This is a genomic window from Niveispirillum irakense DSM 11586 (assembly GCF_000429645.1).
In the GTDB taxonomy this organism is placed as follows: Bacteria; Pseudomonadota; Alphaproteobacteria; order Azospirillales; family Azospirillaceae; genus Niveispirillum; species Niveispirillum irakense.
In genome coordinates this window covers 360,320-373,402 of the sequence record NZ_KE386934.1, presented here as the reverse complement: position 1 = coordinate 373,402, position 13,083 = coordinate 360,320, and the positions used below count along the sequence as shown (strand labels likewise).

General features: G+C 63.2%; 15 protein-coding genes. All 15 read left to right on the top strand.

Annotated elements, in window-relative coordinates; translation table 11 throughout:
* Positions 1 to 11: 11 nt before the first annotated feature.
* Positions 12 to 782 carry an enoyl-ACP reductase FabI gene (gene fabI, locus G473_RS0120700; protein WP_154667497.1) on the top strand — a complete coding sequence of 257 codons (771 nt, stop codon included), beginning with the start codon at positions 12 to 14 and terminating at the stop codon, positions 780 to 782.
* A 7-nt stretch (positions 783 to 789) separates the two neighbouring features.
* Positions 790 to 1,335: a helix-turn-helix domain-containing protein gene (locus tag G473_RS0120695; protein ID WP_035708833.1), complete on the top strand. Its 546-nt coding sequence runs from the start codon at positions 790 to 792 to the stop codon at positions 1,333 to 1,335.
* A 91-nt stretch (positions 1,336 to 1,426) separates the two neighbouring features.
* On the top strand, positions 1,427 to 2,410 hold the full coding sequence (locus G473_RS0120690) for an NAD-dependent epimerase/dehydratase family protein (protein ID WP_029014666.1): 984 nt from the start codon (positions 1,427 to 1,429) through the stop codon (positions 2,408 to 2,410).
* 123 nt (positions 2,411 to 2,533) lie between these two features.
* Complete coding sequence (locus G473_RS0120685) at positions 2,534 to 3,286, top strand: YebC/PmpR family DNA-binding transcriptional regulator (protein ID WP_029014665.1); 753 nt, start codon at positions 2,534 to 2,536, stop codon at positions 3,284 to 3,286.
* A gap of 192 nt (positions 3,287 to 3,478) precedes the next feature.
* Positions 3,479 to 4,006: a crossover junction endodeoxyribonuclease RuvC gene (gene ruvC, locus G473_RS0120680; protein ID WP_029014664.1), complete on the top strand. Its 528-nt coding sequence runs from the start codon at positions 3,479 to 3,481 to the stop codon at positions 4,004 to 4,006.
* A 112-nt stretch (positions 4,007 to 4,118) separates the two neighbouring features.
* Entirely contained in the window at positions 4,119 to 4,736 is a 618-nt protein-coding gene (gene ruvA, locus G473_RS0120675; RefSeq protein ID WP_029014663.1) for a Holliday junction branch migration protein RuvA, read from the top strand.
* A gap of 47 nt (positions 4,737 to 4,783) precedes the next feature.
* Positions 4,784 to 5,848 carry a Holliday junction branch migration DNA helicase RuvB gene (gene ruvB / locus G473_RS0120670; protein WP_029014662.1) on the top strand — a complete coding sequence of 355 codons (1,065 nt, stop codon included), beginning with the start codon at positions 4,784 to 4,786 and terminating at the stop codon, positions 5,846 to 5,848.
* Positions 5,841 to 6,356: a YbgC/FadM family acyl-CoA thioesterase gene (locus tag G473_RS0120665; RefSeq protein WP_084438513.1), complete on the top strand. Its 516-nt coding sequence runs from the start codon at positions 5,841 to 5,843 to the stop codon at positions 6,354 to 6,356. The genes ruvB and G473_RS0120665 overlap by 8 nt, the downstream gene beginning before the upstream one ends.
* 5 nt (positions 6,357 to 6,361) lie before the next feature.
* Complete coding sequence (gene tolQ / locus G473_RS0120660) at positions 6,362 to 7,093, top strand: protein TolQ (RefSeq protein ID WP_029014660.1); 732 nt, start codon at positions 6,362 to 6,364, stop codon at positions 7,091 to 7,093.
* A gap of 1 nt (position 7,094) precedes the next feature.
* Positions 7,095 to 7,553 carry an ExbD/TolR family protein gene (locus tag G473_RS0120655; RefSeq protein WP_029014659.1) on the top strand — a complete coding sequence of 153 codons (459 nt, stop codon included), beginning with the start codon at positions 7,095 to 7,097 and terminating at the stop codon, positions 7,551 to 7,553.
* A 25-nt stretch (positions 7,554 to 7,578) separates the two neighbouring features.
* The gene (locus G473_RS28175) at positions 7,579 to 8,550 is read left to right on the top strand and encodes an energy transducer TonB (RefSeq protein WP_051330536.1); all 972 of its coding nucleotides are present in this window, start codon (positions 7,579 to 7,581) and stop codon (positions 8,548 to 8,550) included.
* A gap of 41 nt (positions 8,551 to 8,591) precedes the next feature.
* A complete protein-coding gene (gene tolB / locus G473_RS0120645) occupies positions 8,592 to 9,908 on the top strand; it encodes a Tol-Pal system beta propeller repeat protein TolB (RefSeq protein WP_051330590.1) in 1,317 nt (438 codons plus the stop codon).
* A gap of 157 nt (positions 9,909 to 10,065) precedes the next feature.
* The gene (gene pal / locus G473_RS0120640) at positions 10,066 to 10,566 is read left to right on the top strand and encodes a peptidoglycan-associated lipoprotein Pal (protein WP_029014657.1); all 501 of its coding nucleotides are present in this window, start codon (positions 10,066 to 10,068) and stop codon (positions 10,564 to 10,566) included.
* A gap of 173 nt (positions 10,567 to 10,739) precedes the next feature.
* Positions 10,740 to 11,678: a tol-pal system protein YbgF gene (ybgF, locus tag G473_RS28170; protein WP_051330535.1), complete on the top strand. Its 939-nt coding sequence runs from the start codon at positions 10,740 to 10,742 to the stop codon at positions 11,676 to 11,678.
* Entirely contained in the window at positions 11,669 to 13,009 is a 1,341-nt protein-coding gene (tilS, locus tag G473_RS28165) for a tRNA lysidine(34) synthetase TilS (RefSeq protein WP_084438429.1), read from the top strand. The genes ybgF and tilS overlap by 10 nt, the downstream gene beginning before the upstream one ends.
* Positions 13,010 to 13,083: the final 74 nt, after the last annotated feature.

Genomic DNA, 13,083 nt, shown 5'->3' with positions numbered 1-13,083 from the left:
GAAAAAGCAATATGTCTTTGATTTCATTGGAAGGAAAGCGCGGCCTTGTGGTCGGCATCGCCAACGAAGGCTCCATTGCCCACGGTTGTGCCCAAGCCTTCCGTGCCCTGGGGGCGGAATTGGCAGTTACCTATCTCAACGCCAAGGCCGACCCTTATGTCCGCCCCCTGGCGGAGGCGCTGCAGGCATCCCTGATTCTGCCGTGTGATGTGCGGGAGCCGGGGCAGTTGGAAGCCGTTTTCGACAAGATCGCGCAGGAATGGGGGCGGCTGGATTTCGTGCTGCATTCCATCGCTTTTGCGCCGCGGGATGATCTGCACGCCCGCGTCACCGATTGTTCGCGCGACGGGTTCCTGACGGCCATGGACGTGTCGGTCCATTCCTTCATCCGCATGGCCCATCTGGCGGAACCGCTGATGACCCAGGGCGGCTGCCTTCAGACCGTCAGCTTCTATGGCTCGGAAAAGGTGGTCGAACATTACAATCTGATGGGCCCGGTCAAGGCGGCACTGGAATCGGTAACCCGATATCTGGCGGCGGAACTGGGGCCGAAGGATATCCGCGTCCATTGCCTGTCACCCGGCCCGCTGAAGACCCGTGCGGCCAGTGGTATCAACCGGTTTGACGAGCTGCTGGCCCGCGCGGCAGAACGCGCGCCGATGCGCCAGCAGGTCAGCGTGGAGGATGTCGGTGCCTATGCCGCCTTCCTGGCCAGCGATGCCGCGCGTGCCGTAACCGGCTCCGTCCCCTATATTGATGGTGGTTACAACATCCTGGGCTGAGTTGGTCATGACAGATCAGGAAAAGGCAGAAGGACGGGCGCTGCGGCGGTTGCGCCTGTTGCGCGGCGTCAAACAGGGGGATCTGGCGGCGCGTCTGGGGGTCAACCAGACGACCGTGTCGCGCTGGGAACGTGGCCTGCTTTGTGTAACGCCACAGCAGGCCAGTGCCATTCGCGCCGTGCTTGGTAGGCCCGACCCCGCCGGCGACCGGGTCTTGCGCGGGCTTGTGGAAAGCTCGTTCCGGAAGCTGCACCTGATCTGCGACCGCACGCATCGGCTGCTGGCCGTCTCCCCCTCGCGGGAGGCGGAATGGCGTGTGTCCTTTCGGGATCTGGCCGGGCGGCCGATGATTGGTTTTGCCTCTCCGGAAATCCTGGCGATGGAGGCCACGCTTGCCCGCCATGGCTGGGGGGAGGGCGGGGCAGACAGTCTGGAACTGCAAACGGGCGCCAACCAGGATTGCACCGTGCCGATCCGCCCCGGTCGGGTGCTTTGGGAGCGGCTATTGCTTTCCGATGGCACGCCGGCGCGGCTGGTGACGACACTGACCTGATTCTCCCCTCCTTCTGACGCATATTTTAGGCGTGGCCGGGGCAGCGATCCCCCGTCTAGCTTTCTGCCGCGACAGATAAGGGAGGAAGCGGATGACAATTCTGGTCACGGGCAGTGCCGGCCATCTGGGTGAGGCGTTGATGCGGTGTCTGCGCTCCGCCGGGCGCCCGGCGATAGGGCTGGATATCAAGCCATCCGCCTTTACCGACCATGTCGGCACATTGACCGATCGGGTCTTGCTGTCCCGCCTTTTGCCGGGGGTAAGCTACGTGCTGCATACGGCGACCCTGCACAAGCCCCACGTCGCCACCCACACTCACCAGGATTTCGTGAATACCAATGTCAGCGGGACGCTTGCCTTGCTGGAAGCGGCCCGCGCAGCAGGTGTGGAGGGGTTGATCTTCACCAGCACCACCAGTGTCTTCGGCGCGGCCATGACCCCGGCAGAAGGGGAGCCGGCAACCTGGGTGCGGGAGGATGTGGTGCCCGTCCCCCGCAATATCTACGGCGTTACCAAATTCGCAGCGGAGGGGCTGTGTGAACTTTATGCCCGCAAATATGGGCTGCCCGTGATTGTGCTGCGGACATCGCGGTTCTTCCCTGAAGCCGATGATGATGCGGAGAAGCGCCGCCTTTATGGTTTGGAAAATGCCCAGGCGGTGGAGTTGCTTTATCGCCGGGTCGATCTGTCGGATGTTGTCACCGCGCATGAGAGGGCGATGGAACGGGTGCGGTCCATCGGCTTTGGCCGCTACATCATATCTGCGCCAACACCCTTCCATCCGGAAGAGGCTGCGACTTTGCGCGTGGATATGCCCGCAATTCTCCGTCGCCATTATCCGGATGCCGAAGGGTTGTTCACATCGCGCGGCTGGTCGCTGTTTCCCGGAATCGACCGTTTTTATGATAGCGGGCTGGCCCGACGGGAACTGGGTTGGCAGCCCCGTCACGATTTCAGCCATGTCCTGTCCTGCCTGCGCGCGGGCAGGGATTTCCGTTCCGATCTCGCGCTGGCGGTCGGATCGAAAGGGTATCATGACCGCATCTTCACCGACGGTCCTTATCCGGTGGAATAAGGCATCCCGCGCATGGCCGGGGCACCGCGCGTGACGGGTGCCAAAGCCGGTCAAGATATGGTACATAGCCCCAGATTCAGCCCATATATCTGAACGATATCATCTATAGGCGTCTGGGGTCCCATGGCCGGTCATAGCCAATTCAAGAACATCATGCATCGCAAGGGCGCGCAGGACGCCAAGCGGTCGAAGATCTTCAACAAGCTGGCGCGCGAAATCACCGTGGCCGCCAAGTCGGGCCTGCCCGACCCGGCCATGAACCCGCGTCTGCGTGCTGCCATCCAGGCGGCACGGTCGCAGAACCTGCCCAAGGATCGCATCGACCGCGCCATCAAGCAGGGCATCCCTGGCGGCGCCGATGATACCAATTATGATGAAGTCCGGTACGAGGGGTATGGCCCCGGCGGCGTCGCGCTGATCGTGGAAGCGCTGACCGACAACCGCAACCGCACTGCCTCGGAAGTGCGTTCGGCCTTTACCAAGCATGGCGGCTCGCTGGGGGAAACCAATTCGGTTTCCTTCATGTTCAACCGCATCGGCCAGATCACCTATCCGGCTGCCACGGCGGATGCCGATACCATGCTGGAAGCCGCCATTGAGGCGGGGGCGGAGGATGTGCAGTCCGACGAGAGCGGGCACGCCGTCACCACCGGCACCGATACGCTGGGCGAAGTCCGCGACGTGCTGGAAGCCAAGTTCGGCGCACCGGAAAGCGCCAAGCTGACCTGGACGCCGATGAATCTGGTCCCGGTCGCCGCCGAAGATACGGCCCAGACGCTGCTGAAGCTGCTGGACGTGCTGGAAGATAATGACGATGTCCAGACCGTGCTGGGTAATTTCGACATTCCGGCGGAAATCCTGGAAAAGCTGGGTTAAGTGATACCAATCCGCCGAGGGTTTGGCCCTTGGCGGATTGGAGGTCGGCGACCGCCGACCCGCGCCACATGGCGCGTAAGTCGAGGGCGCGGATGCGCCCGCCCGGCGCATGAGGGAGCGCACAATCTCCCTGGATCGGTCACGATCAAGGGAGATTGGTATGACGTTATTGCAGGCCGGGGAGGGACGGGAATGGCGGGGCAGGTGACGACCCGTATCCTGGGGCTCGACCCCGGCTTGCGGCATCTCGGCTGGGGTGTGATTGATGCGTGCGGCAATCGGCTGAGCCATATTGCCGACGGCACGATCCACACCGACAGCGATGATGATCTGGCCACCCGGCTGCTGGATCTGCACGAAGGCATTGCCGAGGTGATCGCCGCCTGGCAGCCGGACGAGGCGGCGGTGGAAGAAACCCTTGCCAACGTCAATCCCGCCTCCACCCTGAAGCTGGGCATGGCGCGCGGCATTGCCCTGTTCAGCGCTGCCAAGGCCGGACTGCCGGTTGAACAATATCTGCCGATGGCGGTGAAGAAGTCCGTGGTCGGCACCGGTCATGCCGACAAGAAGCAGGTGCAGCACATGGTGAAGATGCTGTTGCCGGGCTTCCAGCGCTCCACGGCGGACGCCGCCGACGCGCTGGCCGTTGCCATCTGCCATGCCCATCATGCCCAGACCCGTCGCAAGGTGGATAACGCCATCCTGGGGATCCGGCGCTAGTCGTTGCTGTTTTGTTCGTATGGTGTAAAACTCTTCCTCTTGGGGAAGATAATGACGGCGTGCGGCATGGCCCTGCCTCTGCTGGTGCCGGAAGCAGGAGTGATTTAAGCCGATGATCGCCAAACTTTCCGGCCTGCTCGACTCAACAGGGCTCGACTGGGCCATTATCGATGTCAATGGCGTCGGCTATTTGTTTTCCGCTTCCTCGCGCACCTTGCGCCGGCTGGGGATGCCGGGGGACAGGGCATCGGTCCTGACCGACATGTGGGTGTCGGAAGACAAGATCGCGCTTTACGGATTCGTCGATGCGACGGAGCGGGACTGGTTCCGCCTGTTGACGACAGTGCAGGGGGTGGGGGCGCGTGTGGCGCTGAACCTTCTGTCCGCCCTGGCGCCCGACCGTCTGACCAGCGCGATTGCCGCACAGGACAAGACCAGCCTGTGCGAGGCCGATGGGGTAGGGCCGAAACTGGCCGCCCGAATTTTGAACGAATTGAAGGATAAGGTCGCGTCGCTTGCCGTTGCGCCCGTGGGGGCGCCGGCGGCAAAGGGTGCGCCGCAACCGGCCGCGCCCAGTGGTGCGGTGGGAGATGCGGTGTCGGCCCTGGTCAATCTTGGATATAAGCGGATCGATGCGTTCACTGCCGTCAACAAGGCGGCGCAGGTGCTGGGCGCTGATGCCGATGTGTCCGCATTGATTCGCGCCGGGTTGAAGGAATTGAGCCAGTGAGCCGCGCGCCGAAGAACAAGCCGGAAGCGGCACCCCGGCCCGAGCGCATGGTGGAACAAGACCGGATCGGTGGCGATGCGGCGGCGGAAAACTCCATCCGCCCGTTGTCCCTTGGTGAATTTATCGGCCAGCGGCAGGTGCGGGAGAATCTCGCCCTGTTCATCCAGGCCGCCAAGGGGCGGGGGGAGGCGCTGGACCATGTGCTGCTGTTCGGCCCTCCTGGCCTGGGCAAGACCACGCTGGCCCAGATCGTCGCCAAGGAACTGAATGTCGGTTTCCGTGCCACGTCCGGCCCCGTCATTGCGCGGGCCGGCGATCTGGCGGCGCTGCTGACCAATCTTCAGCCCCATGATGTGCTGTTCATCGACGAGATCCATCGCCTGTCCCCGGCGGTGGAGGAAATCCTTTATCCCGCGATGGAGGATTTCCAGCTTGATCTGATCATCGGTGAGGGGCCGGCGGCACGCAGTGTGCGGATCGATCTGCCGCCTTTTACCCTCGTCGGCGCCACCACCCGGTCCGGCCTGATCACCCGGCCACTGCGGGAACGGTTTGGTATTCCGCTGCGCATGCAGTTTTACGAGCCGGAGGAGCTGCAGCTCATCGTCAAGCGGGGCTCCCGCATCCTGGGCATGGACCTGACGGATGAAGGTGCGCTGGAAGTGGCGCGCCGGTCGCGGGGCACGCCGCGCGTCGCTGGCCGCCTGCTGCGCCGTGTCCGCGATATCTGCGCTGTCCAGGCCATTGATATCGTTGATGCCGGGGCTGCCGACCGGGCTTTGACCCGGCTGGAAGTGGATCGTTTGGGATTTGATGCGATGGACAGGCGTTATCTCTCCTGTATCGCCGACCATTATGGCGGCGGTCCTGTGGGGGTGGAGACGCTGGGCGCCGCACTGGGCGAGCAGCGCGACGTGCTGGAGGAAACCATCGAGCCTTATCTTATCCAGCAGGGATTGTTGCAGCGCACACCGCGCGGGCGCATGCTGACGGATACCGGCTATCGCTATCTGGGCCTGCCGGTGCCGGCCACCCCGGCCCGCCAGCTTGATCTGCTGGGCGGTGCCGGTGCTGTCGGCCCTGATCTTTTCGGCGGGGATGCCGATGGCTGATGCGACGTTTGCCGTGCCGGATGCCCGCCAGGGGCCCCCTGCGGGCTGGATGGACGGGCAGGATCATGTCTGGCCGACCCGTGTCTATTACGAGGATACGGATGCCGGCGGCATCGTCTATCACGCCAATTATCTTCGCTTCTGCGAGCGTGCCCGGAACGAGATGCTGCGGCTGGCAGGTTATCCCCACGCCGCCATGGTGGCGCAGACAGGTGTGGCGCTGGCGGTACGGCGCTGCGAAATCGATTTTCGCGCACCTGCCCGGCTGGATGACCCGCTTGCGGTCGTGACGCGGATTGTCGATATCGGCGCTGCGACATTGGATGCTGAACAAATTGTGTGTCGGATGGCCGGCACCAGAAAGAACGGGGAACCGGATACCGGAACGGTGCTGGTCCGCGTCACGCTGCGTCTGGCGGCGATCAACCAGAATGGACGACCGGTCCGCCTGCCCTTATCCCTGCGGCAGGTGTTGGAACGGGTGCAGTTGAGGCAAAGTCAGGACTGATCGGAATGTATCCCACCTTGTTGCAAGCAGCCGCCATGGGCGGCGCGGTTCCGGCGCACGACATCACCATTTTGGGCCTGTTTTTGCAGGCTGATCTGGTCGTCAAGCTGGTGATGCTCGGCCTTGTCGCCGCCTCGGTCTGGACCTGGGCCATTGTCTATGACAAGGCGACCAAGCTGCGCCGGCTGAAGGCCGCCGCTGCGGACTTTGAAGAGCAATTCTGGTCCGGCGGCTCGCTGGATCAGCTCTATGACCAGGTTCAGGCCAATCCGTCCGATCCGTTCGCGGCTGTTTTTGCTGCCGGCATGCGCGAATGGCGCCACGCCACCGAACGCGGCCTGACCAGCACGGGCGCCATGCGCGCCAACCTGTCCCAGCGGATCGAGCGGGTCATGTCTGTGACCGTCAACCGCGAGCTGGCGACGGCGGAAAAATACATGACCGTGCTGGCCTCCGTTGGTTCTGCCGGCCCCTTCATCGGCCTGTTCGGCACGGTGTGGGGCATCATGGGCGCCTTCACCAACATTGCCGCCCAGCAGAATACGTCGCTGGCCGTTGTGGCACCGGGTATCGCGGAAGCGCTGTTCGCCACCGCCATCGGTCTGGTCGCCGCGATCCCGGCGGTGCTGGCCTATAACTATTTTTCCGCTGAACTGGGCCGCTTCGGCGACCGGCTCGACTCATTTGTGACAGAATTCTCCGCGATTCTTCAGCGTCACCTTGAGGAGCGGGGCTGAGATGGGGGCAAGCCTTCCCGGCAAATCATCCGGTCGCAGCCGGCGCCGCAGCCGCGCTGCCATGTCGGATATCAATGTCACGCCGCTGGTGGACGTGATGCTGGTGCTGTTGATCGTGTTCATGGTCGCGGCCCCGCTTCTCACCTCGGGCATTCCGGTCAACCTGCCGAAGGGAGCGGCCCAGGCGCTTCAGTCGGAAGAGGACCCGCTCTGGGTGACCGTAACATCGGACCGCCGCATCTCCTTCAAGGATAAGCGTGTTTTCGATAACGAAATGTTCACGCTGGAGGAGTTGGCACCGCGTCTGGCGGTGGTGGCGCAGGAAACCCCGGACCGCAAGGTTCTGGTTCGTGGGGACCGCGAGGCTACCTATGCCAGCATTGTCGATGTGCTGAGCGAGGCGCGCCGCGCCGGTCTGTCGGAGGCCAAGCTGGTCATCGAATCCGACGGCCGTCGCTGATCACAGGGATGGGCCAGAGCCAACCATGCGCACACCCCTGATCCTCTCCGGCCTGCTGCATCTGGCACTTATTGTGCTGGCGCTGCTGGGGCTGCCGCAGTTCCTGCGGGAGCGGGAGGTCATCCAGTTGCAAGAGGTGCCGGTCGACGTCGTCGAAGTCGGCCCCATGACCATTGCGAAACTGGAACAACCCAACCCGCCTAAGCCCCAGCCGCCACGCCCGGCGCCGCCCAAGCCACCGGAACCAAAGCCGGAGCCGCCGAAGCCTGAGCCGCCCCGGCAGGAACCGCCGCCGCCGCAGGTGAAGACGCCGGAACCACCGCCCCCCCAGGTGGCGGAGAAGCCGCCTGAGCCGGAACCGCCCAAACCCCCGGAACCTCCCAAGCCGGAACCAAAGCCTGAGCCGAAACCCGAGCCCAAGCCGGAGCCGCCGAAGAAGGAAGAGCCGAAGCCGGAACCTCCCAAAAAAGAGGAACCAAAGCCGAAGCCGCCGGAGCCGAAAAAGGAAGAGAAAAAGCCTGAGCCCAAGAAAGAGGAGACGAAGAAGGAGGAACCGAAAAAGTCCTTCGACAGTGTCCTCAAGAATGTGGCCAAGCTGAAACCCGATACCCCGCCGTCCAAGGAAACAGCGAAGACGGACAGCGCCGATGCGCCGCAACCGTTGAACGCCAAGACCGGCGAGCGGCTGACGATCAGCGAGGAAGACGCCTTGCGCCGTCAGATCCGCAATTGCTGGAACGTTCCGACCGGCGCAAAAGGGGTAGAGCAGATGACCGCGGAAATCCGCGTGCTGTTCGATGCCAATCTGCGTGTCACAAATGTTCAGTACGTTGGGGGAAGCGGAAATCCGAACACCGATCCGCATTACCGTGCCTTTGTTGAGTCGGCGCTGCGCGCTCCCCTGCTTCCCGGGTGCAGTACGCTCAACATCCCGCGGGATAAGTATGCGGACAAGGGGTCCATCCTGATGAAGTTCAGCCCGAAGGATATGTTCTGATGCCAGCAAACGCCGTTATTTCCTTGGGGCGGCGGACCGTGATGCGGTTCATCGCCATGGTGGGCGTGGTGGCGGCGATGTCCGCCGCCCCGGCCCATGCCGAGCTCCAGATCGACATCACCTCGGGCAATCCGCAGCCGATTCCCATCGCGGTGACGAATTTTGCCGGCGACAATCCGCAGGCGCAGCAGACGGGCCAGAATATTTCGGCCGTCATCTCCGCCAATCTGGAACGGTCGGGCCTGTTCCGGCCGATTGAACAGTCCAAGTTCATCCAGACGCCGGAACAGCTCCGCGCCGGTCCGCGCTTTGCCGATTGGCGCCTAATCCAGGCCCAGGGCCTGGTGACGGGCACGGTTACCCAGTCGCCGGATGGGCGGACCCGCATCGAATTCCGTTTATGGGACGTGACCACGGACCAGCAGCTCACTGGTCTGGCCTATACGGTACAGGCCGATGGCTGGCGGCGAGTCGCCCATATCATCTCCGACGCGATCTATAAGCGCATTACCGGGGAAGAGGGCTATTTCGATACGCGCGTGGTTTACATCGCCGAGTCTGGCCCTGCGTTGCAGCGCGTCAAGCAATTGGCGATCATGGACCAGGATGGACAGAACCATCGTTTCCTGACGGATGGCCGAGTCCTTGTACTGACGCCGCGTTTTTCTCCGAGCACCCAGGAAATTACATATCTGAGCTACTTCAACAACAGGCCTCGGGTATATCTGTTCAATATCGACACCGGTCGTCAGGAAGTGCTGGGTGATTTCCCCGGCATGACGTTCGCCCCGCGCTTCTCGCCCGACGGCAACAAGGTGATCATGTCGCTGGCCCAGGGCGGCAACACCGACATCTATACGCTGGACCTGCGGACCCGTCGTCAGGTGCAGCTCACCAACCATCCGGCCATTGATACCGCCCCGTCCTACGCGCCTGATGGCAGCAAGATCGTGTTCGAAAGCGATCGTGGCGGTACGCAACAGCTGTATACGATGAACGCCGATGGCAGCGACGTGAAGCGGATTACTTTCGGGTCCGGGCGCTATGCTACGCCCGTCTGGTCGCCGCGTGGTGACTTGATTGCGTTTACCCGTTTGGCCGATGGCAAATTCTATATCGGTGTTATTCGCCCCGACGGGACCGGTGAACGACTTTTGACCGAGGCTTACCATGTCGAAGGTCCGACTTGGGCGCCGAACGGACGTGTATTAATGTTCTTTAAGGAACGTCCTTCCGGGCAGGGTGGCAAGCAGCGTCAAGCGAAGCTATACTCAATTGACCTGACAGGGTTCAACGAGAGGCAGATCTTGACGCCCACGGACGCTTCGGACCCGGCTTGGTCGCCCTTGATTCCGTGAGTGCGTCACACTACCTTCCGCATCGCAAAGAACGACGCTCAAATCCTCCCAGTCACTAAGATCGTAAATGAAACGCGGCGGCTGGCTGCGACTGCGTCGCTCGTGGGGCAAATGCACGTAACGTAATCCACTGAGTTCCTATTAGGGGGTCTCTCAAATGAACTTCAAGATCGTCAGCCTCGTCGCGGTTGCCCTGCTGGCCACCGCCTGCAGCAGCAAGCCGGAGCAGGCCGCTACGGCCAGCACCGCCGGCACCACGGCTCCGGCCGCCCCGGCTCCGGCCGCCCCGACCGGTCCGGTCCCGGGCTCCGCCGAAGACTTCGTCGTCAATGTCGGCGACCGCGTCTTCTTCGGCTTCGACAAGTCGGACCTGACCCCGGAAGCGACCGCTACGCTGGACCGTCAGGCCGCTTGGCTGAAGCAGTACCCGGCCGTCACCGTGACCGTTGAAGGTCACGCCGACGAGCGCGGCACCCGCGAGTACAACCTCGCCCTGGGTGAGCGTCGTGCGACCTCGGTCAAGAACTACCTGACCGCCATGGGTGTGGACGCTGCCCGCGTCAACACCATCTCCTACGGTAAGGAGCGCCCGGCTGTTATCGGTTCCAATGAAGCCGCCTGGACCCAGAACCGTCGTGGCGTGACCGTGATCAACTGATCACTGTCTATGGACGATGATCGGTGTCATGCCGATGTGAAGGGCGTCGCCGGGCAACCGGCGGCGCCTTTTGCGTTCTTATTCCCCATTTTTTCCATCCGCTGGACCTTTCGCCAGGACCGGCGACACGCTAGGTTGGCCGCTTGAGCCGACCTTCACCAATATCTGGTCTGATGATGCGCTATCGCCCCCAGCATCCGATTTTCCTGCGCCGCCGCCTTGCTGTCGCGGCTGTTGCCCTGTCGGCCCTTGCCGGTGCCGCGATGCCGGCCTGGGGGCAGAGTGATCTGCGTGAAATGCAGAATCGAATCCAGCGTCTGGAGACGGAGATCCAGACGCTTAATCAGCAGGTCTACCGTGGCGGTGGCAACCGCACGGGTGCCACGGCGGGTGCCGCCATGGGTTCTGGTGCGCCGGGTAACAATGTGGCTGCGGATTTCGAGGTGCGCCTCCAGCGCCTGGAATCGGAAATGCAGACGCTGACGGGCCGGTATGAAGAGGCTGGTTTCCAGATTGGCCAGCTTCGCGACCAGTTGACCAAGATGCAGGCCGATATCGACTTCCGACTGAGCCGGCTGGAACAGGGGCAGACCGGGGGCTTGGGCGCCAGTACCGGTGACGCGCCGAAGTCCGATGCTGGGGCTTCCAAGCCGGCGGGGGATAGCGCTGCCCGCCCGGCGGAAACTTCTCCCCCTGCCGACCCGCGCGTCGGATCGCTCCCCAGCGGATCGGCGCAGGAGCAATATGACTATGCTTTCAACCTGCTGCGTCAGGCGGATTATGCCAACGCGGAGACGGCATTCGCCCAGTTCCTGAAGGCAAACCCGGACCATACCTTGTCTGCCAATGCCCAATATTGGATGGGTGAGACACTGTATGTCCGCAATAAGTTCAAGGAAGCGGCGGTCGCCTTTGCCGAGGGTTATCAGAAATATCCCAAGAGCAACAAGGCGCCGGACAGTTTGCTGAAGCTGGCGCTGGCCTTGTCCGCCATGAAGGCGAACGAGGATGCCTGCGCCGCCCTGGGTGAATTGCAGACCAAGTACAAGGACGCGCCGGCCACGATCAAGCGCCGGGGTGAGCAGGAGAAGAATCGCCTGAAATGCCGGTAAGCGTACCATCGGGTGCCGCTGGCATTACCGCTGGCGGATTCGCCCGTTTAATGGCCGCTGTCGGTCCGTTCGAGCCAACCCCTCATATTGCCATTGGTGTCTCTGGCGGGGCAGACAGCATGGCGTTGTTGCTGCTGCTGCGGGATTGGGTACGGGCGCGGGGCGGCCGGCTGCTGGCGTTGACGGTGGATCATTGCTTGCGTGCGGAAAGCACGGTGGAGGCGCAGCAGGTTGGCCGCTGGGTTTCCGCGCTGGGGGTGGAACATCAGGTTCTGCCCTGGGTAGGGCCCAAGCCATCGGCTGGCATCCAGGCCGGCGCACGGGCCGCCCGTCTGGATTTGCTGGCTGGCGCGGCGACAGCGGCGGGCATCCTGCATCTGGCCCTTGCCCATCATGCCGATGATCAGGCCGAAACGCGGCTTCTGCGCCAGGAACGGGGTAGTGGTGCTGCCGGGCTGGCGGGAATGCCAGCGATTCGGGAGATGCCCGGCCTGCGGATCATCCGGCCGCTGCTGCCCGTGCCAAAGGCGGCTCTGCTGGAAACCTGTCGCCATGCGGGGCAGTCCTGGGTAGAGGACCCCTCCAATTACGATCCCCGTTTCGCCCGGGCCCGTTTGCGGCTGGATAAGGCCGGCCGGGGTGCCGACCGGGGGGATGTGCCGGCGGAGCGGGGGCAGGGCGATGCGGTGCGCGCGCATCTGGATGCGATTCTGGCACAGATCGCCGCATCCCATGTGCGTTTCCAGGCGGAGGGATGGGCCCTGATCGACGGCGCGCTTTTGGAAAGCTGCGATGCTGAGACGGGCCCGGCCATGATGTCCGCCTTGCTAAGGGCTGTGGGTGGGGCCCCCTATCCGCCATCCCCCGCATCTGTTTTGCGGCTCTTGCAGCGTATGCTGACGGATAGGCGGACGGGGGCAACCCTGGGCGGATGCCGACTGGAGGCCATTGCGGGTGGTTGGCGATTGATGCGGGAAGACCGCAATTTGCCAGCGCCGCACCTGCTAGAAAGTGACGGGCCGGTGACCTGGGATAATCGTTTCCGTTTATCCGGCAAGGGGTTGGCCGGGCTCTGCCTTCAGGCGCTGGACGATGTGCTGTGGCGCCGGGCGCTGGCCCGCAGGCCCGCCTGGGAACGCCTTGGCCTGCCGGCATCGGTACGGCGAACATTGCCGGCATTAACCGAACATGGACAAATTCATGCGATACCCCATCTAAGCTGCAAGGGGCTGGAACGGGCGGATTTATCCTGTCATGTGTTTCCGCTGGTGTCGGTTCCTGCAATCGCCGCACGCTTCGCTGTTGTCATGGCGGCGGATGACATTATCTAATGGGATGTTCCCTGGTTGGGGGGCGCCTGACGGAGGCTCTTTAGGGAGAAGCCATCGCGGCGCCAGCCACCTGA

Coding starts and splice junctions, on each gene's coding strand:
- fabI (WP_154667497.1), top strand. CDS start 12: ATGTCTTTGATTTCATTGGAAGGAAAGCGCGGCCTTGTGGTCGGCATC.
- G473_RS0120695 (WP_035708833.1), top strand. CDS start 790: ATGACAGATCAGGAAAAGGCAGAAGGACGGGCGCTGCGGCGGTTGCGC.
- G473_RS0120690 (WP_029014666.1), top strand. CDS start 1,427: ATGACAATTCTGGTCACGGGCAGTGCCGGCCATCTGGGTGAGGCGTTG.
- G473_RS0120685 (WP_029014665.1), top strand. CDS start 2,534: ATGGCCGGTCATAGCCAATTCAAGAACATCATGCATCGCAAGGGCGCG.
- ruvC (WP_029014664.1), top strand. CDS start 3,479: ATGGCGGGGCAGGTGACGACCCGTATCCTGGGGCTCGACCCCGGCTTG.
- ruvA (WP_029014663.1), top strand. CDS start 4,119: ATGATCGCCAAACTTTCCGGCCTGCTCGACTCAACAGGGCTCGACTGG.
- ruvB (WP_029014662.1), top strand. CDS start 4,784: ATGGTGGAACAAGACCGGATCGGTGGCGATGCGGCGGCGGAAAACTCC.
- G473_RS0120665 (WP_084438513.1), top strand. CDS start 5,841: ATGGCTGATGCGACGTTTGCCGTGCCGGATGCCCGCCAGGGGCCCCCT.
- tolQ (WP_029014660.1), top strand. CDS start 6,362: ATGTATCCCACCTTGTTGCAAGCAGCCGCCATGGGCGGCGCGGTTCCG.
- G473_RS0120655 (WP_029014659.1), top strand. CDS start 7,095: ATGGGGGCAAGCCTTCCCGGCAAATCATCCGGTCGCAGCCGGCGCCGC.
- G473_RS28175 (WP_051330536.1), top strand. CDS start 7,579: ATGCGCACACCCCTGATCCTCTCCGGCCTGCTGCATCTGGCACTTATT.
- tolB (WP_051330590.1), top strand. CDS start 8,592: ATGCGGTTCATCGCCATGGTGGGCGTGGTGGCGGCGATGTCCGCCGCC.
- pal (WP_029014657.1), top strand. CDS start 10,066: ATGAACTTCAAGATCGTCAGCCTCGTCGCGGTTGCCCTGCTGGCCACC.
- ybgF (WP_051330535.1), top strand. CDS start 10,740: ATGATGCGCTATCGCCCCCAGCATCCGATTTTCCTGCGCCGCCGCCTT.
- tilS (WP_084438429.1), top strand. CDS start 11,669: ATGCCGGTAAGCGTACCATCGGGTGCCGCTGGCATTACCGCTGGCGGA.